The sequence below is a fragment of the Bradyrhizobium ingae genome (assembly GCF_055791185.1).
Genome location: NZ_JBVUBB010000004.1, coordinates 244,831 through 268,113 on the forward strand (window position 1 = coordinate 244,831; position 23,283 = coordinate 268,113).

21 protein-coding genes are annotated in these 23,283 nt (G+C 64.9%); 14 read left to right on the top strand and 7 right to left on the bottom strand.

The genetic code is table 11. The annotated features are described in order from the left end of the window. Nucleotides 1-2 precede the first annotated feature (2 nt). Both ACV1FX_RS08330 and ACV1FX_RS08335 read left to right on the top strand, forming a co-directional pair. Complete coding sequence (locus tag ACV1FX_RS08330) at nucleotides 3-1,235, top strand: MFS transporter (RefSeq protein ID WP_473117061.1); 1,233 nt, start codon at nucleotides 3-5, stop codon at nucleotides 1,233-1,235. 13 nt (nucleotides 1,236-1,248) lie between these two features. Then, complete coding sequence (locus ACV1FX_RS08335) at nucleotides 1,249-2,481, top strand: NAD(P)/FAD-dependent oxidoreductase (protein WP_473117218.1); 1,233 nt, start codon at nucleotides 1,249-1,251, stop codon at nucleotides 2,479-2,481. Between the two features lie 124 nt (nucleotides 2,482-2,605). Here ACV1FX_RS08335 and ACV1FX_RS08340 read toward each other — a convergent pair whose 3' ends face one another. The 4 genes from ACV1FX_RS08340 to ACV1FX_RS08355 all read right to left on the bottom strand — a co-directional run bounded on the left by ACV1FX_RS08340 (nucleotide 2,606) and on the right by ACV1FX_RS08355 (nucleotide 8,178). After that, on the bottom strand, nucleotides 2,606-4,690 hold the full coding sequence (locus ACV1FX_RS08340; protein ID WP_473117062.1) for a tetratricopeptide repeat protein: 2,085 nt from the start codon (nucleotides 4,688-4,690) through the stop codon (nucleotides 2,606-2,608). Nucleotides 4,691-4,896: 206 nt separating this feature from the next. Continuing rightward, nucleotides 4,897-6,234: a dicarboxylate/amino acid:cation symporter gene (locus tag ACV1FX_RS08345; RefSeq protein ID WP_473117063.1), complete on the bottom strand. Its 1,338-nt coding sequence runs from the start codon at nucleotides 6,232-6,234 to the stop codon at nucleotides 4,897-4,899. A gap of 96 nt (nucleotides 6,235-6,330) precedes the next feature. Continuing rightward, nucleotides 6,331-6,888 carry a biotin transporter BioY gene (locus ACV1FX_RS08350; RefSeq protein WP_473117219.1) on the bottom strand — a complete coding sequence of 186 codons (558 nt, stop codon included), beginning with the start codon at nucleotides 6,886-6,888 and terminating at the stop codon, nucleotides 6,331-6,333. A 102-nt stretch (nucleotides 6,889-6,990) separates the two neighbouring features. Next, nucleotides 6,991-8,178, bottom strand: a complete 1,188-nt coding sequence (locus ACV1FX_RS08355) for a pyridoxal phosphate-dependent aminotransferase (protein WP_473117064.1) — start codon at nucleotides 8,176-8,178, stop codon at nucleotides 6,991-6,993. A gap of 163 nt (nucleotides 8,179-8,341) precedes the next feature. Here ACV1FX_RS08355 and ACV1FX_RS08360 point away from each other — a divergent pair, with 163 nt between their 5' ends. The 10 genes from ACV1FX_RS08360 to aat all read left to right on the top strand — a co-directional run bounded on the left by ACV1FX_RS08360 (nucleotide 8,342) and on the right by aat (nucleotide 18,165). Then, the gene (locus ACV1FX_RS08360; RefSeq protein WP_473117065.1) at nucleotides 8,342-9,745 is read left to right on the top strand and encodes a M48 family metalloprotease; all 1,404 of its coding nucleotides are present in this window, start codon (nucleotides 8,342-8,344) and stop codon (nucleotides 9,743-9,745) included. 97 nt (nucleotides 9,746-9,842) lie between these two features. After that, a complete protein-coding gene (locus ACV1FX_RS08365; RefSeq protein WP_473117066.1) occupies nucleotides 9,843-10,610 on the top strand; it encodes a DsbA family protein in 768 nt (255 codons plus the stop codon). A 196-nt stretch (nucleotides 10,611-10,806) separates the two neighbouring features. After that, complete coding sequence (locus ACV1FX_RS08370) at nucleotides 10,807-11,622, top strand: DUF1236 domain-containing protein (protein ID WP_473117067.1); 816 nt, start codon at nucleotides 10,807-10,809, stop codon at nucleotides 11,620-11,622. A gap of 230 nt (nucleotides 11,623-11,852) precedes the next feature. Next, a complete protein-coding gene (gene aroQ / locus ACV1FX_RS08375) occupies nucleotides 11,853-12,320 on the top strand; it encodes a type II 3-dehydroquinate dehydratase (protein WP_473117068.1) in 468 nt (155 codons plus the stop codon). A gap of 36 nt (nucleotides 12,321-12,356) precedes the next feature. Then, nucleotides 12,357-12,842 (top strand): acetyl-CoA carboxylase biotin carboxyl carrier protein, encoded by a 486-nt coding sequence (gene accB / locus ACV1FX_RS08380; protein ID WP_473117069.1) that lies wholly within the window; start codon nucleotides 12,357-12,359, stop codon nucleotides 12,840-12,842. Nucleotides 12,843-12,904: 62 nt separating this feature from the next. Further along, the gene (gene accC / locus ACV1FX_RS08385; RefSeq protein ID WP_473117070.1) at nucleotides 12,905-14,254 is read left to right on the top strand and encodes an acetyl-CoA carboxylase biotin carboxylase subunit; all 1,350 of its coding nucleotides are present in this window, start codon (nucleotides 12,905-12,907) and stop codon (nucleotides 14,252-14,254) included. Between the two features lie 80 nt (nucleotides 14,255-14,334). Then, a complete protein-coding gene (locus ACV1FX_RS08390; RefSeq protein WP_473117220.1) occupies nucleotides 14,335-15,888 on the top strand; it encodes a sensor histidine kinase in 1,554 nt (517 codons plus the stop codon). Continuing rightward, nucleotides 15,885-16,325, top strand: coding sequence for a response regulator (locus tag ACV1FX_RS08395; RefSeq protein ID WP_473117071.1), 441 nt, complete (start codon nucleotides 15,885-15,887; stop codon nucleotides 16,323-16,325). The genes ACV1FX_RS08390 and ACV1FX_RS08395 overlap by 4 nt, the downstream gene beginning before the upstream one ends. After that, nucleotides 16,322-17,425 (top strand): sensor histidine kinase, encoded by a 1,104-nt coding sequence (locus tag ACV1FX_RS08400; protein ID WP_473117072.1) that lies wholly within the window; start codon nucleotides 16,322-16,324, stop codon nucleotides 17,423-17,425. The genes ACV1FX_RS08395 and ACV1FX_RS08400 overlap by 4 nt, the downstream gene beginning before the upstream one ends. Before the next feature lie 62 nt (nucleotides 17,426-17,487). Then, nucleotides 17,488-18,165, top strand: coding sequence for a leucyl/phenylalanyl-tRNA--protein transferase (gene aat / locus ACV1FX_RS08405; RefSeq protein ID WP_473117073.1), 678 nt, complete (start codon nucleotides 17,488-17,490; stop codon nucleotides 18,163-18,165). A 106-nt stretch (nucleotides 18,166-18,271) separates the two neighbouring features. Here aat and ACV1FX_RS08410 read toward each other — a convergent pair whose 3' ends face one another. Next, nucleotides 18,272-19,339, bottom strand: coding sequence for a DUF2155 domain-containing protein (locus ACV1FX_RS08410; RefSeq protein ID WP_473117074.1), 1,068 nt, complete (start codon nucleotides 19,337-19,339; stop codon nucleotides 18,272-18,274). Between the two features lie 282 nt (nucleotides 19,340-19,621). On the opposite strand from ACV1FX_RS08410, the gene ACV1FX_RS08415 reads away from it, so the two are divergent. After that, on the top strand, nucleotides 19,622-20,629 hold the full coding sequence (locus ACV1FX_RS08415; protein ID WP_473117075.1) for a Na+-dependent transporter: 1,008 nt from the start codon (nucleotides 19,622-19,624) through the stop codon (nucleotides 20,627-20,629). On the opposite strand, the gene ACV1FX_RS08420 is transcribed toward ACV1FX_RS08415, so the two are convergent. Continuing rightward, nucleotides 20,626-21,564 (bottom strand): GlxA family transcriptional regulator, encoded by a 939-nt coding sequence (locus tag ACV1FX_RS08420; RefSeq protein WP_473117076.1) that lies wholly within the window; start codon nucleotides 21,562-21,564, stop codon nucleotides 20,626-20,628. The two genes, ACV1FX_RS08415 and ACV1FX_RS08420, sit on opposite strands and share 4 nt — an antisense overlap. Nucleotides 21,565-21,655: 91 nt before the next feature. Here ACV1FX_RS08420 and ACV1FX_RS08425 point away from each other — a divergent pair, with 91 nt between their 5' ends. After that, nucleotides 21,656-22,342: a DJ-1/PfpI family protein gene (locus ACV1FX_RS08425; RefSeq protein ID WP_473117077.1), complete on the top strand. Its 687-nt coding sequence runs from the start codon at nucleotides 21,656-21,658 to the stop codon at nucleotides 22,340-22,342. A 333-nt stretch (nucleotides 22,343-22,675) separates the two neighbouring features. On the opposite strand, the gene ACV1FX_RS08430 is transcribed toward ACV1FX_RS08425, so the two are convergent. Then, nucleotides 22,676-23,083, bottom strand: a complete 408-nt coding sequence (locus tag ACV1FX_RS08430; RefSeq protein WP_027524548.1) for an NADH:ubiquinone oxidoreductase subunit NDUFA12 — start codon at nucleotides 23,081-23,083, stop codon at nucleotides 22,676-22,678. Nucleotides 23,084-23,283: the final 200 nt, after the last annotated feature.

Genomic DNA, 23,283 nt, shown 5'->3' on the forward strand with positions numbered 1-23,283 from the left:
GCATGACTGAATTGTCGCAGCGGAAAACCGGGGTCGTCGCGTTCGTCCTGCTCTACATCGCCTACTGCATCTCCTACATCGACCGTGCGGCGATCTCGCTGGCGCTGGCGCAGATCGGCAAGGATTTCAATCTCCAGGCCGCCGATCTCGGCATCGTCATCAGCGCGTTCTTTCTCGGCTATGCCGCGATGCAGGTCCCGGGCGGATGGCTCTCCGACCGCTTCGGCTCGAAATATGTGGTGATCGTCACGATCGTGATGTGGTCGCTGTTCACGGCTTTCACGAGCCTTGCCTGGTCGCTGACCTCGCTGATCGCGATCCGCTTCATCTTCGGCATCGCCGAGGGCGGCTTTCCGCCGGCGAGCATCCGCGCCATCGCCGAATTGTTCAAGAAGGACAGCCGGCCGAAGATGTCGGCGCTGCTGCTGTCGTCGAACTATGCCGGCAGCATGATCGCGCCGCTGATCATGGCGCCGCTGATCCTCTGGCTCGGCTGGCGCCACGCCTTCAACACGATCGGCATCGCCGGTCTCGTGTTCGCGCTGCTCTATTTCCTCTTCGTCCCGCATCTGGGACGCCTGGGCGCCGCCCAGGCGAGCGCGTCGACGACGGCAAAGCCTGCCGACCGCACGCCGATGCGCGAGCTGATGACGAACCCGCTGATATGGCAGTTGATGGTGGTGTGGTTCGGTCTCAGTTGCGTCAACAAGGGCCTGGATTCCTGGATGCCGCTCTATTTGCTCCAGCAGCGCGGGCTCGACCTCAAGACCGTCGGCATCGTGGCGCCCATCCCGTTCGTGATGGCGACGATCGCGACTGCCATCGGCGGCTGGGTGATGACGACGTTCTTCGCCGAGCGCGAGAAATATCTCTTGATCGGCAGCTCCGCATTGACCGGCATATTCCTCTACGCCATGTACAAGTCGGAGACGATCACGGCACTTATCGTCTACCAATCACTGGTCTACTTCTTCAAATCCTTCGTGCTGGCGTCGGTGATCGCGCTTCCGACCAAGCTGCTTCGCGACGACCAGATCGGATCCGGGATCGGGATCGTCAATCTCGGTGGCCAGAGCGCAGGCTTCGTGGCGCCGGCCGCGATTGGCTTCATCGTGACCGGAACGGGATCGTTCGATGCGGCCTTCGGCTTCCTGGTGGCGATGACCGCGATGTCGGTTCTCGTCGCCGCGACCATCAACACGGCGCAGCCCAAGCTCGCGCCGCACCCCGCCTGAGGGCAACATGTCGATGCAAAGCGCAATCGTCCTGGGCGGTGGCATGATCGGCGTCAGCGCGGCGCTGCACCTACAGCGGCGCGGCTGGTCGGTGACACTCGTCGACCGCAGGGAGCCGGGCCGCGAGACCAGCTATGGCAATGCCGGAATGATCCAGGCGGAGGCTGTGCGGCCTTATCCAATGCCGCGCGACCTTGCGACGCTCCTGCAGATCGCGACCGGCCGCACCAACGACGTCCGCTATAGTTTTTCATCGCTGCACCGTCACGTCGAGCCCCTGCTCCGTTATTGGTGGCACTCGGCGCCGAAACGGCATCGCGAGGCGATCGAGGCATGGGCGCGCCTGATCGCCTATGCGACATCGGAGCACGACATCCTCATCCGCGAAGCTCACGCTGACAATCTCATCCGCCGCGCCGGCTATCGGTTGCTGCATCGCGATCCCGCCGCCCTCGAGCTCGCGATCAAGACCGCCGAAGAGAACCGGCGCGATTTCGGCGTGAACTTCCGCGTGCTTTCCGGCAGCGAGTTGGCGAAGGCCGAGCCGCTGCTGCGCGACGATCTTCCCGGGGCCATCCACTGGCTCGATACGTGGACCGTGTCCGATCCCGGCGCCCTGGTCGCCAGCTATGCAGACCTGTTCCAACGCCTCGGCGGCCATATCCATCTTGGCGATGCGCAAACGTTGCGTCAGACCTCCTCCGGCTGGTCGGTGAACACCGACGACGGACCGATCGACGCGGCCAATGTCGTCGTCACGCTCGGACCATGGTCGCCCGATCTGTTGCAAAAATTCGGCTACCGCATTCCGCTGGTGCGCAAGCGCGGCTACCACATGCACTATAGCGGCGGCTCTTCGCTCGATATTCCGCTGGTCGATGCGGCAAGGGGGTATGCCATGGGGCCGATGGCCAAGGGCATCCGCATCACCACCGGCGCCGAGCTGACCGGGCCGGATGCGCCAGCGACGCCCGTGCAGCTCGCCAGCGCGGAGACTTCCGCGCGCGAGCTGCTCGATCTCGGCGGCCGCGTCGAACCGGAGCCGTGGTACGGCACACGCCCCTGCACGCCCGACATGTTGCCGGTGCTTGGGCCGGCGCCGCGCCATCGCGGTCTCTGGATGAACTTCGGCCACGGCCACCAGGGCTTTACGCTGGGACCTGCGACCGGACGCCTGCTCGCGGAGATGATGAGCGGCGAGACGCCGTCGATCGATCCCGCGCCGTACCGGCCGGAGCGTTTCTAGAGCATGATTCGGAAAAGTGTGGAGCGGTTCTCCCTCGCGACAAACGCGGAACGCGTTTGCGCGGAGATCATGCTCAAACAACGACCTGAAGCGCGATGATGATTCATCCTAATCTCATTGCGCTTTAGCCCGCGCGTTTCGCGGCGAGGACCGCCAGCGCGGCCGAGATCCGCATCAGTGGATCGTCCCATTCGCGCGGCCTGCGCTGCCGGAACAGCCGCATGGTCGGATACCATGGGCTGTCCTCGCGGTCGCGCAGCCAGCGCCAGTCGAGCGCGTAAGGCAGCAGCATCCAGACCGGACGGCCGAGTGCGCCGGCAAGATGCGCAACCGAGGTGTCCACCGCAATGACGAGATCGAGCGCCGCGACCGCCGCAGCGGTGTCGACGAAATCACCGAGCGCAGGCGCGAGGTCGATAATGTCGTTGCCGAGCGCCGCCAGCACGGGTACGTCCGCCTCGCGCGGCTCCTTTTGCAGACTGTAGAGCTGCACGCCCGGCGTGATCAGTCGCGGCAGCACCGCCTCTGCCGGCAGTGAACGCTGGTTGTCGCCCTTGTGCCTGGGATTGCCGGCCCAGACCACGCCCACTTTCAACGCACTGACACTGTCGAGCGCGGCACGCCATCGCGAGCATCTTGCAGGATCCGGGTGCAGATAGGGCACATCAGCAGGAATCGTGTCGAGCGTCGTGCCGAACACGAGCGGCAGGCTCATCAGCGGGAGCTGCACATCGAACGGCGGCAGCGGCTCGCCGCGCGCGAATACGGTGACACCCTCCATCGTCCGCAGCAGCGAGGCCAGCGCCGGCTGCACCTGAAGGATGACGGAGCCGCCCATCCGCCGAACCATCGGCAGATAGCGTACGAATTGCAGAGTGTCGCCCAACCCGTACTCTGCGAACAGCAGCAGCCTTCTGCCGCCAAGCGGTTCGCCCTGCCATTCCGGCTCGCTGAAGGTCGGCTCGCCGTCGGAGAGAGTCTTGCACCGGCGCCGCCATTGATAGGCTTCAAAGCCGCGCGCGAAGTCGCCGTTCATCAGCAGGCGATGCGCGTGGTTATATTGAGCGAGCGGCTGCTCCGGATCGAGCGCGATGGCCTGTTGCGAGGCGGCGAGCGCCGCGTCGAGCTCGCCGGCATTGCGCAGCGCCACCGCAAGGTTCGCGTGCCCCTTGGCGTAGGCGGGGTCGGCGGCGACCGCACGCCGAAGTGCAGCGACCGCGGCGTCGACCAGATTCTGCTTCTCGAAGATGATGCCGAGATTCGCGAAGGCCGGCGCATGATCGGGCTTCAGTTCCAGCGCCTGCTCGCAAGCTGCGACGGCCTCATCGAGCAGTCCGAGCTCGCATAGGCAGGCGCCAAGATTGCTGATGATCACATGATCGGCCGGATCGCGCGCGATTGTCCGCTGGTAGGTCGCGGCCGCCTGGTGCAGGTGGCCGGCTTCATGCAGGACGAGACCCAGCAGCCGCAACGCCGGCAGGTTGTCGGGATCAAGCTGCGTCGCGTGCCGATAGTGCACGATCGCATCCTCGAGCCGACCCTGGCGATAAAGCGCGGCGCCGAGATTGCAGAGCACGCCGGGATCATCGGGACCAGTTTCGAGCGCGCGGCGATAGGCCGTCACGGCCTCGTCGAGCTTGTTCTGATCGGCAAGCACATTGCCGAGATTGAGCCAGACGCCGCGATGGGCTGGGTCCCTTGCGATGACCTCGCGACAGGCGTCCTCGGCCTCGGCAGGGCGCCCCCGCCCCGCCAGCACGACGGCCAGGTTGAAATGCGCACGCACCAGATGCGGATCGATCTCGATGGCGTGGCGATAGGCGGCTTCTGCCTCCTCGAAGCGCGACAGTTCGGCCAGTGCAACGCCGAGCTTGTTGTAGAGGCCTGCGTCGCGCGGCCGCCGCAGAAGCGCGCGCTGAAATGCGGCTACCGCCCCGTCCCGCTCACCTTTCACGGCAAGCGCATCGCCCAGCGTGACGAGGGCCGGCGCGTGGTCGGGATCGAGGCTGAAGACGCGGCTGAGGAGGCTCGCCCCGTCGCTCGCGCGATCGGTCACGAAAGCGACCACGGCCGACAGATGCAGGGCCGGCACATGGTCGGGATGCGCTTTCAGGAGTTCGCCGCACAAGAGGCCGGCCTGATCCGCCCGCCCCGCTTCGTAATGCTCCACCGCCTGCAACAAGATCCGATCGACCGCCGCCTCGCCCACGATGCCACCCGCCCTCGCCCGAAACCCCAATGGGCGTTAAACGGGCGAGCGCGAAAATTCCGTCAGTCGACGCGTTTGGCCGGCGTCTAGCACGAAGCCCCCGTGCTCGGCTGGACGCCGAAACAGCAAGGGCTGATCGAGAATCTCGACCAGCCCTGCCGTCTCTCAAAATGTAGCGGCGTGATGCCGTTGCGGTGACTTGCAGATCAGTCCGTCGTGAGCGCCGTTTCCATGTCGGTCGGGTCAATCTGCTGGCTCAGCCGCGTGTTGAGCTTGTCGCGATCGAGCTCGCCCTCCCACCAGGCCACGATCACGCAGGCGACGCCGTTGCCGCAGAGATTGGTCAGCGCGCGGCATTCGCTCATGAACTTGTCGATGCCGAGCACGATCGCCATGCCCGGCACGAGCCGGGGATCGACCACCGCCAGCGTCGCGGCAAGCGTGATGAACCCGGCACCGGTGATGCCGGAGGCGCCCTTCGAGGTCAGCATCGCCACGACCAGGATGGTGATCTGCTGGCTCAGGGTGAGATCGAAGCCGAGCGCCTGTGCGATGAACAGGGTCGCCAGCGTCATGTAGATGTTGGTGCCGTCGAGATTGAACGAGTAGCCCGTGGGCACCACGAGGCCGACCACGGATTTCGAGCAGCCAAGCCGCTCGAGCTTCTCCATCAAGGATGGCAGCGCGCTTTCCGAGGACGAGGTGCCGAGCACGATCAGCAGCTCGTCCTTGATGTAGGCGAGGAACCTGAAGATCGAGAACCCCGCAAAGCGCGCGATCGTGCCGAGCACGATGAATACGAACAGCGCCGCGGTAACGTAGAACGTCGCGATCAGCCCGATCAGGTTGAGGATCGCGCCGGTGCCGAACTTGCCGATGGTATAGGCCATCGCGCCGAATGCGCCGATCGGCGCCGCGCGCATCACGATGGAGATGACGCCGAACACGGCATGGGCGGCATCGTCGATGAAGCTGCGGATCGTATGGCCGCGTTCGCCGAGTCCCATGATGGCGAATCCGAACAGCACCGAGAACAGGAGCACCTGGAGGATCTCGCCTTGCGCGAAGGCGCCGACCACGGTGTCGGGAATGATGTGCAGGATGAAGTCGACACTCTTCTGTCCCTCAGCCTGCTTGGCGTAGTTGGCCACCGCTTGCGCGTTGGCCGCCGCGCTGCCGAAACCTGCGCCCGGCCTGACGAGATTGCCGACGATGAGACCGATCATGAGCGCAAAGGTCGAGACGATCTCGAAATAGACCAGCGCCTTGACGCCGATGCGGCCAACCTTCTTGGCGTCCTGGATGTGGGCGATGCCCGAGACCACGGTGCAGAAGATGATCGGGGCGATCACCATCTTGATCAGCTTGATGAAGCCGTCGCCCATCGCCTTGATCCAGTCGTTGGTAGCGACCGAAGGCCACAGCCAGCCGACGATGGCGCCCAGGAAGATGGCAATCAGCACCTGGACATAGAGAACCTTGTACCACGGCTTGGCGGCGGCCTTTGCGGCCGGCGCGTTTGCCACCATCGTCGTCGTCGTCATCTGGTCCCTCCCCTTTGCTATTGTCTCCTAGCCAAGATCAACTTGACGGCCCGTGTCAACGGAACCGCCCAGGTCCTGCCCAGTCCATTTGGTAGTCTAGCGGCTGCGGTCGACGCCCCGGCGCGCAGCCGGCATCAGCGTCGCCCCAAGAGCGTTCTTGATCAGCGAGGCTGCCATGAATGGCATGATACCGACCTGCCAGGCTTTTGCGACGCCAAGCCCGAGGCCGAAAGCGAGCCAGGCCCAGCCCATCGCCAAAATTGCGATATGGCCGATCGCCATGGCAGCGAACAGCCGAAGCATGCTGCGATCCCAGCCCCTCTCGGCAAGAAAGCCGGTGGCGAAGGCGGCTACGACGAAGCCGAACAGATATCCGGCGGTGGGCCCAACGAGTGGGGCGAGGCCGCCGACCGGCCCAGCGAACACCGGCAGACCCATTGCGCCTTCTGCGAGGTACGCAATCATGGTTGCGCTACCGAGGCGCCACCCATAAGCGGCACCGATCATCAGCACGACCAGCGTTTGCAGCGTCATCGGCACATAGGGCAGCGGCAGGCTGACCTTGGCTGATAGCGTCATCAAAACCGTTCCGAACGCAACCAGGACGACCGCGCGCAGCGCGGCCGCAGCCTCGCCGCTTTGGACCGGCCACACGATGGCGGCGAGAGGAAAATGCGGCGCGGCGGCAGGCGATCTGTCAGTCACGTTTACTCCGGAAGGCTTTTGGGAAAGGAAGGCTCTTGGAAAACTGGCGGGCTATTTAAGCCAGTGGGCGATCCGGTCAACTGCTTCCCGCATCTCCTCCGCCGATCTCGCATAGGAAAAGCGGATAAAGGAGCGGCCGTGCACGGGATCGAAATCGATGCCAGGCGTCGCTGCGACATGGGCCTGCTCCAGCATCTGCTTGGCAAACTCGAAACTGTCGGAGGTGAAATCCGACACGTCGGCATACAGATAGAATGCGCCATCGGCGGGGAGGAACTTGGTCAGGCCCGCCTTGGGCAGCCCCTCGATCAGGATGCGGCGGTTCTCCTGATAGCCGTGCTTGATCTCCTCCATCTCGGCAGCGCCGTCGAATGCCGCTTCAGCCGCGATCTGCGACAGCGACGGCACCGAGATCGACAGGTTCTGCTGGAGCCGCTCGACCGGCCGCACAAGGACGTCCGGCACGACCATCCAGCCGACGCGCCAGCCGGTCATGCAAAAATATTTCGAGAACGAGTTGATGATGAGCGCATGGTCCGACAGCGCCGCCGCAGTGACGGCAGGAAAAGCATAGTCGAGGCCGTGATAGATCTCGTCCGAGATGAAGCGGATGCCGGCGCCCTCGGCGGCTGCGATCAGGCCCGACAGTGCCTCCCTGGACATCATGGTCCCGGTGGGGTTGGCGGGGCTTGCGACCAGCACGCCCTTGAGCGGCGCCTTGCGATGGGCGGCCAGCAGCGCCTCGCCGGTCAGGGCGTGCCGGGTCTCGCTGGTGGTCTCGATCGGCACCGGCTCGCAGCCGAGCGCGGTCAGGATATGACGGTATGGCGGATAACCCGGCACGGTCACCGCGACGCGGTCGCCCGGCTCGAACAAGGCAAGGAAGGCCAGGATGAAGCCGCCGGAGGATCCGGTGGTGACGACGATCCGCCCGGGGTCCACCGCACAGCCATAGGCGTCGCGATAATGGCGCGCGATGCGCTCGCGCAACGAGGGGATGCCGAGCGCGGAGGTATAATCGATCCGCGCAGTGTCCAGCGCCCTGTGGGCGGCCGCGATCGCGGTCTTTGGCGCCGGTGCGGCGGGCTGTCCGACCTCCATATGAATGACATGGCCGCCGGCCGCCTCGATACGAGCGGCCGCCGCCATCACGTCCATGACCATGAAGGGGGGAACGTCACTGCGGTTGGATGGCGTCAGCCAGGGCTCCAGCCGGTTCCTCAATATCGCATCGCGCATCGATATCTGCTATTTCGCTTCGGGGCCGGTCCCCCGGGGACCGGGAACAGGGGCGCCCGCGCCCCAGACTGGCCGCATTGTGCGGCTCATTAGGGCATATCCCGTATCCGGTCCGACGCCAATCACCAAGACCAATCACAAAACTGCATTTCAAGACCGATCGATGTTGCTCCAGATCGCTTTGCGCAAGAAGGCCTCCGCTCTCATCGCCATCGTGGCTGCGACCGCCATGGTGCTGGCGCCGCTCCCGGCAATCAAGGCGCAGGAGACGCCCAGGGGGCCGCCGGTGCTGCGCGACACCGAGACCGAGCAACTGCTGCGCGAATACACCAGGCCCATCCTGCGTGCCGCAGGTCTGGAGAAGCAGAACATCCAGATGGTGATCCTCAACGACGCATCGTTCAATGCGTTCGTCGCTGATGGCCGCCGCATCTTCGTCAATTACGGCGCGATCATGCAGTCGGAAACGCCGAACCAACTGATCGGCGTGCTCGCGCACGAGACCGGGCACCTCGCCGGCGGGCATCTCGCCAAGCTGCGCGAGCAGCTCGCCAGCGCCCAGACCCAGATGATCATCGCCATGCTGCTCGGCGCCGGTGCCATGGTCGCGGGCGCCCGCAGCGGCAACCCGAACAACGGCCTCGCCAATGCCGGTGCGGCCGCCGTCGCCGGCCCCCAGGAGATGATCCGCCGCTCGTTGCTGTCCTATCAGCGCCAGCAGGAGGAGAATGCCGACCGCGCCGGCGTGAAGTTCCTGACCGCAACCCAGCAGTCGCCGAAGGGCATGTACGAGACCTTCAAGCGCTTCACCAGCGAGAGCCTGTTCGCCGCGCGGGGCGCCGATCCCTATTTGCAGTCGCATCCGATGCCGGCCGAGCGCGTCGAGGCCCTCGCCCAGTTCGCCCGCTCCAGCCCCTATTGGGACAAGAAGGACGATCCGGCGCTCCAGGCGCGCCATGACCTCGTTCGTGCCAAGGTCTCCGCCTTCATGGAGCGGCCCGAGACGGTCTATCGCCGCTATCCGCTGTCCAACGACAGCATGCCCGCACGCTATGCCCGTGCCATCAGCACCTACTTGCACGGCGACCTGCGCAGCGCGCTGGCCCAGATCGATGCGCTGATCCAGGCGCAGCCGAGCAACCCGTATTTCTACGAGGTGCGCGGCCAGGCGCTGCTCGAAAGCGGCAAGCCGGCGGAGGCGATCCCTGCCCTCCACAAGGCGGTGCAGCTCTCCAACAACGCTCCGCTCATCGAGATGTTACTTGGGCAGGCTCTGGTCGGAACTGATAATAAGTCCTACACGGACGAAGCAATCCGGATTCTCCGCGCCGCCGTGGCGCGGGAGCCCGAGGCGCCGCTCGGCTACACGCAGCTCGCCATGGCCTATGGCCGCAAGGGGGACTATGCGGAGGCCGATCTGGCGTCGGCGCAGGCAGCCTACCTGCGCGGCGACAACAAGACCGCACGCGAGCTTGCGACGCGCGCAAAAACCCGTTTCGCCATTGGCACGCCCGGCTGGGTCAAGGCCGATGACATCGTGGCGTCAAAACCGCCACGCAGCAATTAGACGACTGGAACGACACCGACACCATGACGTCACGGCACGGCCACGTTAGATCGGCCGGGATGTCTTCCGAAACCTGTTTCGACCAGAGGATCTGCCAATGCCTTCGCTGCGCCTGATCGTACCCGCCCTGTTTGCGCTCGCCATGTTCGGCGCCGCCGGGCCGGCCTCGGCCGACAGCTTCACCGACGCCCAGCGCTCCGACATCGAGGCGATCATCAAGAACTATCTCGTCAGCCATCCCGAGGTCCTCGAGGATGCGATGGCCGAGCTCAGCAAGCGCCAGACGGCCGCCGAGGCGCAGAAGCATGAAGCAAGCATCGCGCAGAATGCGGATGCGATCTTCAACTCGCCGCGCCAGGTCGTGCTCGGCAACAAGGACGGCGACGTCACCTTCGTCGAGTTCTTCGATTACAATTGCGGCTACTGCAAGCGCGCGATGGCCGACATGCTCGACCTCATGAAGAGCGATCCCAAGCTGAAGGTCGTGCTCAAGGAATTTCCGGTGCTGAGCCAGGGCTCGGTCGAGGCGGCGCAGGTTGCGGTCGCCGTCCGCATGCAGGATCCCAGCGGCAAGAAGTATCTCGACTTCCACCAGAAGCTGCTCGGCGGCCGCGGCCAGGCCGATAAGGCGCACGCGCTTGCCGCCGCGAAGGAAGCCGGACTCGACGTCGCCAGAATCGAGAAGGACATGGCCACGCCGGAAGTGCGCGCCACGATCGAGGAGAACTTCAAGCTCGCCGAAGCAATGGGCATGAACGGAACGCCGAGCTACGTGATCGGCAAGCAGATCGTGGTCGGCGCGATCGGCCTCGACGGCCTGAAGGAAAAGATCGGCGTCGCACGCTGCGGCAAGGCGGCCTGCTAGTTCCAGATTTCGATTATCCGAACACGCGAAAAGGTCGGCTTTTGCCGGCCTTTTTTGTTGTCAGCATCTTGGCGCGACCGTTCATCTCCCATTCAACAAACAAAAGCCGCGGAACCACTGAAGTTTCGGAACATCTCATTTCTCCTTTCGTTGTCGGCGCGGGCAATGACGCAGTCACCACGTGAGGAGAAACTCGATGATTAATCGCTTTATGATTTCGGTTGCCGCGCTCGCGCTTGTCGCCGGAACCGGCTTTGCCAATGCGCAAGGCATGAACCGCGAGCAAGGCTCCGGCGTATCGCAGCAAATGCAGCATTCGCAATCGGGCGGCGCGGCCGAGCATGGCGCCACGGGTAAGGAATCCATGGGCAGGGAGAAGGGCACGGTCGGACAGGCTGGCGGATCGATGAAGTCCGGTGCCGAAGAGAGGTCCTCCGGCGCCATGAAGGACGAGCGGTCCGGCGCCAGGGAATCCAAGGGTAAGGAAGAAAAGGGGACCGTGGGCCAGGCCGGCGGATCCATGAAGTCCGGCGCCGAGGAAAGGTCCTCGGGTGCGATGAAGGAAGAGAAGTCCGAAAAGTCCTCGGGCACGATGCACAAGAATCCGACGGCTGAAGAGAAGTCGGGTGCAACGAAGAGCCAACGTACCGACGAACGCGCCCAGGGCCAGCAGGACAGGTCGAAGAGCATGAGTTCGGAGACTCAGACCAAGTCCGGTGCCTCGACTCAGACCACCGGCCAGGCTGGCGCTGGCGCCAAGCTTTCGACCGAGCAGCGCACCCAGATCACGTCCGTGATCCACGAGGAGCACGTGGCTCCGGTCAGCAACGTGAACTTCTCGATTTCAGTCGGCACGCGCGTTCCGCGTGAAGGCATCGAGCTGCACGCGCTGCCGTCACGGGTCGCGACGATCTATCCGGAGTGGCGCAGCTACAGGTACATCCTGGTCCGCGACGAGATCGTGATCATCGATCCCGACACCTACGAGATCATCGCGGTTCTCAACGCCTGACGGCCGACAGATCGGCAATCCAAGGGCGGGCAGCAATGCCCGCCCTTTTTGCCATCTGCCGACAGCCATGCTTTGGGCTGGTTAACAAGCAATTTCCGTAGCTTCCACACAGCTTTTTGCAGGCTGGATGAGCTATCTGAAGCCCCACGGGAGGTCGTTGAAGGCTTCCCCTAAGCCCCTTTGTTACCTATAACCCCCGCCACCTCCGCCAAGCACCTGACGGGATTTGAATGGCTGAACCTGCGACCGACACGATCCTCGTCCTCAACGGGCCGAACCTCAACATGCTGGGGACGCGCGAACCGGAGAAATACGGGCACGCGAAGCTGGCCGACGTCGAGACGCTCTGCCGGGAGACCGCAGCGAAGTTCGGCCTCAAGGCCGACTGCCGGCAGTCCAACCGCGAGGGCGAATTGATCGACTTCATCCATGAGGCGCACGCCCGCAAGATGAAAGGCATCATCATCAACGCCGGCGGCTATTCGCACACCTCGATCGCGTTGCACGATGCGCTGCTCGCAGTGCAGATCCCGACAGTCGAAGTGCACGTCACCAACATCCACGCCCGCGAGAGTTTCCGTCACCATTCCTACACCGCCCGCGCCGCCTTCGCGTCGCTGTGCGGCTTCGGAATCGAGGGCTACCGCCTCGCGATCCAGGGCCTTGCCGTCAAGCTCGGCATCAAGCCCAAAGCCTGACGCCCCCTTTCAATCAGAAGGTTCGGAATCAAGATCATGGCGCGCCAGCCAGACGATAAAGCAGCAGCTAAATTTTCCAGCGAGGACTCCGCGCTCATCCGCGAGCTCGCGACCCTGCTCGATGAGACAAGCCTCACCGAGATCGAGATCGAGCGCGCGGGGCTTCGCCTGCGTGTTGCACGCAACGTCAGCGTCGCCGCGGCCGTGCCGACGTCGGTCATCGCAGCCCCGGTCGCGGCCGTTGCGACGGCGACCGCGGCCGCAGCACCGGCAGATCTCTCGAAACATCCGGGCGCGGTCACCTCGCCGATGGTCGGGACCGCCTATTGGGCACCGGAGCCGGGCGCAAAACCCTTCATCGAGGTCGGCTCCAAGGTCTCGGTCGGTCAGACGCTCCTCATCATCGAGGCGATGAAGACCATGAACCAGATTCCCTCGCCGCGCGCCGGAACCGTGACGCAGATCCTGATCGAGGACAGCCAGCCGGTCGAGTTCGGCGAGCCGCTGGTCATCATTGAGTAGCCAGCCGAGGGCGCCTCGTCGCCCTCGCCGGTAGTGCGCGCCATCCGTCCTTCAAGGGCTCCATGTTCGACAAGATCCTCATAGCCAATCGCGGCGAGATCGCCCTTCGCATCCTGCGGGCCTGCAAGGAGCTCGGGATCGCGACGGTCGCCGTACACTCCACCGCCGACGCGGACGCGATGCATGTCCGCCTCTCCGACGAGAGCGTCTGCATCGGGCCGCCGCAGTCGAAAGACAGCTATCTCAACGTTCCCGCGCTGCTCGCGGCCTGCGAGATCACCGGCGCCGATGCGGTGCATCCGGGCTATGGCTTCCTGTCGGAGAATGCGCGCTTTGCGGAAATCCTCTCCGAGCACAATCTGCATTTCATCGGCCCGAAGGCCGAGCACATCCGCCTGATGGGCGACAAGATCGAGGCCAAGAAGACCGCCAAGAGGCTCGGCATTCCCGTAGTGCCCGGGTCCGACGGCGCAGTCAGTCCCAACGACGACGCGATGGCGATCGCCAGGGAGATCGGCTTCCCCGTGCTGGTGAAGGCTGCCGCCGGCGGCGGCGGTCGCGGCATGAAGGTCGCGAACAGCGAGGCGGACCTTGCGCTGGCGCTGTCGACGGCCGCCAACGAGGCGAAATCCGCCTTCGGCGACGCGTCCGTTTACCTGGAAAAATACCTGAAGAAGCCGCGCCACATCGAAATCCAGATCCTCGGCGACGGCCGCGGCGGCGCGATCCACCTCGGCGAACGCGACTGCTCGCTGCAACGTCGTCACCAGAAGGTCTGGGAAGAAGGCCCCTCGCCGGTCCTCTCCGCGGCCGCGCGCGCCAAGATCGGCGAGACCTGCGCCAAGGCGATGCGCGAGATGAAATATCTCGGCGTCGGCACCATCGAGTTCCTCTACGAAGACGGTGAGTTCTACTTCATCGAGATGAACACCCGCATCCAGGTCGAACATCCCGTCACCGAGAGCATCACCGACATCGACCTCGTGCTGGAGCAGATCCGCATTGCCGCCGGCGGCGACCTGCCGGCGAAGCAGGATGAGATCCAGATCATCGGGCACGCGATCGAGTGCCGCATCAATGCGGAGAACCCACAGACCTTCCGTCCCTCACCGGGGCGGATCTCGCAGTACCACCCGCCCGGCGGCCTGGGCGTCCGGATCGATTCGGCCGTCTATCAGGGCTACACGATCCCGCCCTATTACGATTCCCTCGTCGGCAAGCTGATCGTGCACGGCAAGACCCGCACCGAGTGCCTGATGCGGCTGCGTCGCGCGCTGGACGAGATGGTGGTCGACGGCATCGAGACGACGCTGCCGCTGTTCCGAGCCCTGGTGCGTGAACCCGCCATTATCGACGGCGACTATCACATCCACTGGCTGGAACAGTACTTGGCCGGCCAGTCCGGCAACTAGCGATAAGCCTCCTTCCCTTGCTATGGAACCGAACGCCGCTTGCGGCGTTATTGGCGGGTTTTCTGCACGGGGGAGTGGAAATTCTTAAGGTCGGAACTGGAGCTGGCGTAACGCCCGACTTGAGGCGGCGGCGCGCACTTTGGCAGATCCTGCTGTTCGCGGCGGGACTCTTGGTGCTGGCGGTGATCAGTGCCGGCTCCGTCTACCTCGTCAACAAGGCGCGCGACGACAATGCCTCGGTCATTCACACCATCGAGGTTGAGAACCAGATCCACACCCTGCTCCTGGAAATTCGTCGCGCCGAGAGCAGCGCGAGTGGATTCCTCCTCACGCGCGGGCCGGAATTCTGGACCGACCACCAGGCCGCGGTAGCGGGAGTCCTGCCGCATCTCAACAGGCTCATGGAGTTGACCAAGGACAACCCCGCGCAGGTCGACAACATCGGCAAGCTGCGACCGGCGGTCGAAACCAGGCTCGACCAGTTCACGCGCGAGATGAATTACATCCAGCAGAGCGATTTCGCGCGCGCCTCCGCGCTCGTCCGCGAAGCGGCCGCCGGCGACACGACGAGCACAATCCGCGACGCCGCGGACGCCATGCTGCGCGAGGAGCAGCGTCTGTTCACGCTCCGCTCGGCCAATGCCAACAACAGCCAGACGCTGGCAGCATCGCTGACCGGCATCGGCTCCGGTCTCGTCGTCGTGCTCGCCCTGATCTCGATCTGGCTGGTGCGGCGCTCGGCAGCCCTCCGCGACGAGGCCGAGGCGCGCCTGCGCGACTCTAACCTCAATCTCGAGGCCACCGTCGACGAACGCACGGCGGACTTGCGCGAAGCCAACAACGAGATCCAGCGCTTTGCCTATATCGTGAGCCACGACCTGCGCTCGCCGCTGGTCAACATCATGGGCTTCACCAGCGAGCTCGAGGAATTGGGCAACGACATCTTCAGGCGCATCGGCGGCCTCACCCACGTCCCGGCCGACGGGCCGCCGCTGGCGATGAATGATGCCGCGGAAATCGCGCTGGAGGGGACCGACAAGCAGCTCTCGCAGGACTTTTCCGAGGCGCTCGGCTTCATCAAATCCTCGATCGGCAAGATGGATCGCCTGATCTCGGCGATCCTCAACCTCACCCGCGAAGGTCGGCGCGAGTTCGAGCCGGTCAGGATCGACATGGGCGAACTGATCGAGGCGGTCGTGGCGACCGTGGCGCATCAGGCCGCCGAAGCCCAGGCCGAAATCCGCGTCGGCGAGCTGCCCGATATCGTGAGCGACCGCCTGGCGCTGGAGCAGATCTTCTCCAACCTGATCGACAACGCCATCAAATATCTCAAGGCCGGCGTCCCCGGCCAGATCGTGCTGCGCGGCCGCACCAAGCTCGGCTATGCGATCTTCGAGATCTCCGACAATGGCCGCGGCATCGACCCGAAGGATCACCAGCGCATCTTCGATCTGTTTCGCCGCGCCGGCCTCCAGGACAAGCCGGGCCAGGGCATCGGCCTTGCCCATGTCCGCGCGCTGGTGCGCCGGCTCGGCGGCACGATGTCGGTCTCCTCCGAACTCAACGTCGGCAGCGCATTCACGATCACGCTGCCGATCAAGTGGAACGCCAGCAAGCGGAACGCAGAGCAATGACCCAGCCAGTCACCATCATCATGATCGAGGACGACGAAGGGCACGCCCGTCTTATCGAACGCAACATCCGCCGCTCCGGGGTGAACAACGAGATCGTGCCGTTTGCCAACGGCACTGAGGCCATCCGCTATCTGTTCGGCGCCGACGGCACCGGCATCGTCCAGAAGGGCAATGCGCTGCTGATCCTGCTCGATCTCAACCTGCCCGATACGAGCGGAATCGACATCCTGAAGCGGATCAAGGAGAACAAGTACCTGAAGGCCTCCCCCGTGGTGGTGCTGACCACCACCGACGACTCCCAGGAGATCAAGCGCTGCTACGAGCTCGGCTGTAACGTCTACATCACAAAACCGGTCAATTACGAGAATTTTGCCAACGCGATCCGGCAGCTCGGGCTATTCTTCTCCGTCATCCAGGTGCCCCCAGCCGCATCATGAGCCGGACAATGCCGACGCTGCTCTATATCGACGACGACGACGCGCTCGCGCGCCTCGTCGAGCGCGGGCTGACGCGCCGCGGCTACAACGTGATACTTGCCGCAAGCGGCGAGGAAGGCCTCGCGCGCATCCAGGAAGGGAACGTCGATGGCGGCATCGACGTCGTGGCGCTCGACCAGTACATGCCCGGCCTCGACGGCCTTGAGACACTCGAACAGATCATGGCGATCCCGGGCGCCCCGCCGGTCGTCTTCGTCACGGCATCGCAGGATTCCAGCATTGCCGTCACCGCGCTGAAGGCGGGTGCAGCCGACTACCTCGTCAAGGACGTCAAGGGCGACTTCATTCCGCTGCTGCATGTCGCGGCCGACGGCGCCCTGCGCCAGGCCGCGCTTCAAAAGGCGCGCGAGGAGGCGGAAGCCGAAATCCACGCCTCGCGCGACCGCTACGCGGCGCTGGCTGCCGAACGCGAAATGCTTCTGCGCGAGGTCAACCATCGCGTCGGCAATTCGCTCCAGATCATCGCTTCGCTGTTGCATCTGCAGGCAAGCTCGGCTGCGCAGGACGAGGTCAAGGCCGCCCTGACCAATGCGATGGGCCGCGTCGCCGCGGTCGCGCAGGTGCACCGCCGCCTCTACACCTCGCAGGATCTGAAGAGCGTCGTCCTGAACCAGTATCTGGACTCGCTGCTGGAGGATCTCCGCCGTTCCGCCGAGGGCAACCGGATGTCGCGCCTGACGCTGAGGGCCGAGCCGATCGAGATCGATCCGGACCGCGCGGTCGCGGTCGGCATCATCGTCAACGAGCTCGTCATGAACGCGGTGAAATACGCCTATCCGGACGGGGCCGGCCCCATTCACGTCGAGCTGACCTCTCAAGGCGAGGATCTCGTTCTGTCGATCGCCGATGATGGCGTCGGCGACAACGCCAAGGCCGATCCGCGCTCGACGGGGATGGGGCAGCGCATTGTCGCAGCGATGGCGTCCAAGCTTGACGCCTCCGTCGAACGCGATCCGGATCACACAGGGACGAAGATACTGCTGAAGTTCCGCCGCTTGCCCACGCCATCGAGCACGACGAACAGCGCCGCCGCGAGCTGACGCGCGAAGCCTCGGCATCGACCCCATCGCAACGCTGCCGTGATCCTGCTAATGTGCTCTGCATGACTGCGCGCGACTCCGCCTCGTCTGAAATCACCCCAGCCGTGCTGCTGCGTGCCTATGCCTGCGGCATCTTTCCGATGGCTGAAAGCGCGGACGATCCGACGTTGTTCTGGGTCGAGCCGGAGATGCGCGGCGTGATCCCGCTCGAGGGATTTCGCATCGCCTCGCGCCTTGCGCGCACCGTGCGCTCGGACGTGTTTCGCGTCACCGTCAACACCGCCTTCAAGGCGACGATCGCAGGTTGTGCTGCGCCGCAGGTCGGACGGGAGGACACCTGGATCAACAAGCGCATCCGCGATCTCTATGGCGGCCTGCACGAGCTCGGCCATTGCCACAGCGTCGAGGCCTGGCAGGGCGACGATCTCGTCGGTGGCCTCTATGGCGTGAGCCTGGGACGCGCTTTCTTCGGCGAAAGCATGTTTCACACCGCGCGCGATGCCTCGAAGGTCGCGCTGGTGCATCTGGTGGCGCGGCTCATCCATGGCGGCTTCGAGCTGCTCGACACGCAATACGTCACCGAGCATCTGCGCAGCTTCGGTGCGGTCGAGATTTCCAGGCGTCGTTACACCGCCCTGCTCGACAAGGCGCTGGCGGGCGAGTCCGCCGATTTCCTGAAGTTGCCCGGCGAAGCGATCTCAGGCACGCGCGCGCTCGAGATCATCGCCTCGCGAAGCTAAAGCGGGATGATTTTTTGGTTCAATCGGGAGTGAGCCAAGGACTCAGCTCTCCCCGCTGGGGAGAGGTGGACCTCGGGCGATCGGCTGAACTCGATCTCATCAGTCCTCAGTTCCGGCCGAAGCCCGGGAACGGGAAGAGGCTCGGCTGCTGTTGCGGCGGCGGAGGCGGAGGTGGCGCCTGCTGCTGTTGCGGCTGCGGCGGAGGCTGCGGCGGGCGCGGCTGCTGCACGGCCTGCTTGGGAGCTGCCTTCTTCTGCGCTGGCGGCGGTGGCGTGGCCGGCTTGGTCGCCGGATCCGGCGCAGCGGTCGCGATCGTCTGCTGCGGCTCTTTGCAGTCGGTCAGCCAGATGTCGTAGATCGGGTGCTCGACGCCGTGCAGGCCGGGGCTTGCCGCGAACATCCAGCCCGAAAAAATCCGCTTCACCTCGCCTTGCAGCGTGATCTCGTCGACCTCGACGAAGGCGTCGGTATTGGCGGCTTCCGTCGCCGGCCGCGTGTAGCAGGCGTCGGTTTTGACGCGCAACGCGCCGAACTGCACGGTCTCGCCGATATCCTCGTCGAAATTGATGATGCGGCCGGTGATCTTGTCGAGGCCGGAGAAGGTCGCCTTCTTGTTCACGATCTTCTGCGCCGGCGGCTCGGTCACGACCTCATCGCCCGGCTGAAGGCTGGCCGGCGTCTGCGGCACGCCGTTCTGCGGTGTCCCCTTGGGCTGTCGCTGCCCGGGCGGCAAGCCCGGCAGCGTCGGATTGGCGCCCTGCTGCGGCGGGGGGCTTTGAGGATTGGGAGGCGCGACCGCAATCGAGGGCTGCTGGTTCTGCGGCAGCACGGTGCTTCCTGGCGGCGGCGCCAAAGGCTGCGTCTCCACCGGCCCCGGCAGCGCATTTCCCTGGCGGGGGGCAGGACGGTTCGGCGTCGGCAGCACGCGGCCTTGCGGTGGCAGCTCCGGCACCTCCTCATCGTCGTCGGGCATCTGCTGCTGCGGCTGGTTGCCGCGCGGAATGCTGCCGGGCGGCCGCAGCGGCGGCGGATCAGAGAAGATGGTGCCGATCTGCGCCTGCGCCGGAGGCGAGACGATCATCGCTGTGGCGGCAAACAGCGCCGCAAGGCCGGTCAGGATCAGGTTTCGAGACATCTCGCGCGGCTTCAACAGCGAATCGGGTTTATCGAGCATTGTACAGGGGCTTACGGCCGCTCGCAGACCATCCGGTTAACACGCCGAATACGGCGGGGAAAGGGCGGTTTCCCCCTCCTCGCCCGCCGGTCGCTGGCCGGCCAGAGCCCATAGGACGGGGTCGTTGCGGCGGCGCCCCTCTTTGATCGCCCCTGACAGACGGCGTCCCCGACCGGCTTACAGCTCTCGCGATCCACGGTAATCCCATGCTACTTTGAACAGGCCAACTCCGCCGTTTGCCTCAACCTGTTCGCGCGAGGTGACACTCCCCTGGAAGTCAAAATGCCCCTTGGCCTGCAACGCACCCTGGCCGCTCCCGTGCGATGGCTGACATGGCTCGGCGACCAGGGCACGCGCGCGGTCGCGGCGCTGGTGCTGTTCGGCATCGCGATCCCACCGCTCGGCGCTCTGCTGCGGCCTTTCGTGACCGAGGCGATCTTCTTCCTGCTCGTGATCTCCTTCATGCGCGTCGACCTCGCCGCGCTGCGCGCGCATCTGCGCCGGCCGGGGCTGATCGTCGCGGCAACCGTCTGGACGACCATCGGCGTACCCCTGATCTTTGGCCTTGCTGCGCATCTGTCCGGTTTCGATGTCCGCTCGCCCGAGCTGTTCCTGGCGCTGATGCTGCAGGGTATCGCTTCGCCGATGATGGCCTCCCCCGCGATCGCAGCGCTGATGGGTCTCGATGCCACGCTGGTGCTGGTGACGCTGGTGACCTCCACCGCCCTGGTGCCGTTCACGGCGTCACTGTTTGCCGCACTCTTCCTCGGCGGAACGCTCAGCATCTCACCGCTCGCGCTTGGCGCAAAACTGCTCGCGATCCTCGCGGGATCACTCATGGCCGCGACCGTGGTCCGCTGGTGGTTCGGGGCGGACGCGATCCAGCGTCACCGCCGGCCGATCGACGGCATCAACATCATCATCCTGCTCGTCTTCGTCGCGGCCGTGATGGGCAATGTGATCGCCGACTTCCTCGCCGATCCCCTGCTGTCGATCGCCGTTGCGCTGCTTGCCTTCGCCATCTTCTTTGCGCTCTTGATCGTCACGACGCTGCTGTTCCGCCGCGTCGGCTATGAACAGGCCCTCGCCCTCGGCCTGATGGTGTCGCAACGCAATATCGGGCTGATGCTGGCGGCAACCGCCGGAACCCTGCCCGGCATGACCTGGCTTTATTTCGCGCTCACCCAGTTTCCCTACTACGTCGCGCCGCAGATGCTGACGCCGATCGCGCGACGTTTGACGGCGCAGTCTCGTGCCTCGGTTACTGCGAGCGCCGGCAGCACAACCTAACCCGCCCGCGCCGCGCGCCGCAGCGATTGCGGCGGCTGGCCGAAGGCGCGGATGAAGGCGCGGCGCATCCGTTCGGGGTCACGGAATCCTGTCGATTGCGCGACGAGCTCGATCGCTTCGCTGGATGACTGCACGCGTTCGCGCGCCACCTCGACGCGCAAGCGCTCGATCGCCTTTGACGGCGTCGCGCCGGTCTCGGCAGCGAACGCGCGCGCAAAGTGCCGTGCGCTCATATTGGCGCGCTCGGCAAGATCCTCGACGGTCAGGGGCGTATCGAGGTTCTCGCGCGCCCAGGCGAGCAGCGGTCCGAAACGCCCGTTCGGCGCCTTCAATTCCAGAAGCGAAGAGAACTGCGACTGCCCACCGCTGCGGCGATGGTAGAGCACGAGCTGGCGCGCGGTGTCCTGTGCGACGGCCTCGCCGTGATCCTCGGTCACCATCGCAAGCGCAAGGTCGATGCCGGCGGAGATGCCGGCCGAGGTCCAGACGTCGCCGTCGCGCGTGAAGATCTGGTCTGGCTCGAGCTTCACCTTGGGATAGCGCGCGACGAAATCGCGGGTGCGGCCCCAATGCGTGGTCGCGCGCTTGCCGTCGAGCAGCCCCGCCTCCGCCAGCACATAGGCGCCGGAGCAGACGCTGGCGACGCGTACGCCGCGCTTCGCCAACCGCTGCACGAAGGCCAGCGTTGCCGGGCAGCGCGCCGCGCCTGCCACGCCCTCGCCGCCCGCGATGATCAGTGTCGTGATCGCATGCGCCGATTTGAAATCGCGCGCCATGATCTCGACGCCGGACGAACTGCGCACAGGCCCGGCATTCAACGCAAGCACGCGGATAACCGGCACCGTCTTCGAATAGCGCGCGGCGATCTCAAATACCGAGATCGGGCCCGCCGCATCGAGCAACTGAAAGTCGGGAAAGATCAGGACCCCGATCATGGAGAATGTCCGAAAAAGAGGGAATTACGCCATTTCTGACAGAAGAGCATCATGGCAACGTGCCCGTCAAGTTGATTGTCCGGAGGCTCTCGTGTCGTCACCGCTCAGAATCGGATGTCTGGTTTTTCCGCGTGTCACCCAGCTCGACCTCACCGGCCCCGTGCAGGTGTTCTCCTCAGTGCCGGGCGCCGAGGTGCACCTCATCTGGAAGCGGATCGAGCCCGTTCCGAGCGATTCCGTGCTGACGCTGACGCCGACCACGACGTTTGCGGACTGCCCGCAGCTCGACGTGATCTGCGTGCCCGGCGGATTCGGCACCGATGCACTCGTCAACGATGAGGAGGTGCTGGACTTTCTGCGCAGGCAGGCCGAGGGCGCCAAATATGTCACCTCGGTCTGCACGGGATCGCTGGTGCTCGGCGCAGCCGGCCTGTTGAAGGGCTACCGCGCCGCCACCCATTGGAGCGCGATGGAGGTGCTGTCGCTGTTCGGCGCGACGCCGACGCGGACACGCGTATGCATCGACCGCAACCGCGTCACCGGCGGCGGGGTCACCGCAGGGATCGATTTCGCGCTCACGCTGGTCTCGATGCTGGTCGACCGCACCATGGCCGAAGCGATTCAGCTCCGTCTCGAATACAATCCAGCACCGCCGTTCAATGCCGGCTCGCCGGAAACCGCGCCCGCCGAAGTGCTCGCGCTGATGAAGGAACGCATCGCACCCTCGCAGGCGCGTCGCATGGAAGCAGCCAAGCGGGCGGCGGCCAGGGTGATGTGATCCAGCACAACAGAAAAAGGCCGCCAGGTTACCCGGGCGGCCTTTCCTGTCTTACGACAGCTGCACATTCAAACGGGCGATTTCGGAGCTTCCAGACCGGGGGCCTATATCCCGATCGAGTCCTGTTCGGCAGCCGCTGCATTTCGGGGCAGTCGCGAACTGTTGCCCGAACCGTACGCGATGGTCTCCCATCTCCGTAAGATGGGTTCATTGAGCCGCATCGCTCGCGCAAGCGCAACGGCCGCGCATGCGACGTCCCCGCTGTTCCCGTTGTTCACAGCGGTGATAGCTGGATGCGAGTGCATCCAGCGCCAATGATCTGCAATATGCGGTCTAGCCGGGGGTCCAGGGCTGGTAGTCGCCGGTCGCCTTGGGGCGCTTGCCGCTCGCAAGGGTCGAGCCGGACGGCCGGTAGGCCTTGGGCGTGCCGGTCAGGTTCGGCTGATGCGGCTTTTCCCACTCGCGCGGCTTGTAGTTGAGCTCGGTCGGCGGCACGTCGACGACGTGATGCAGCCAGCCATGCCAGGCCGGCGGCACGCGGCTCGCTTCGGCATAGCCGTTATAGATCACCCAGCGCCGCTCGAAACCGAGGGTCGGATCGATCACGCCGCCGCGCGTGCGGTAATAGCGGTTGCCCTGCTCGTCCTCGCCGACCAGCTCACCGAACCGCCAGGTCCAGAGCTGCGTGCCAAAGGTCTGGCCGTTCCACCAGGTGAAGAGCTTGAGGAAGAATTGTTTCATGCGGCAAGGGCCCTGCTTCGTAGGGTCCTGATGCCATCCGGAAGCCGACTTGTCCAGTTGCCGCACCGCGGATGGCACATCCGGAATGCGCTGATCTGCCGCAAGGCGAACGTGATCCCGTTCATGCCGGGTACAGGCGCGGACTGGAATCCTCGATAGCGCAAGTCACCCTTGCGCTCTGCCATGGAACGACTTGCCCT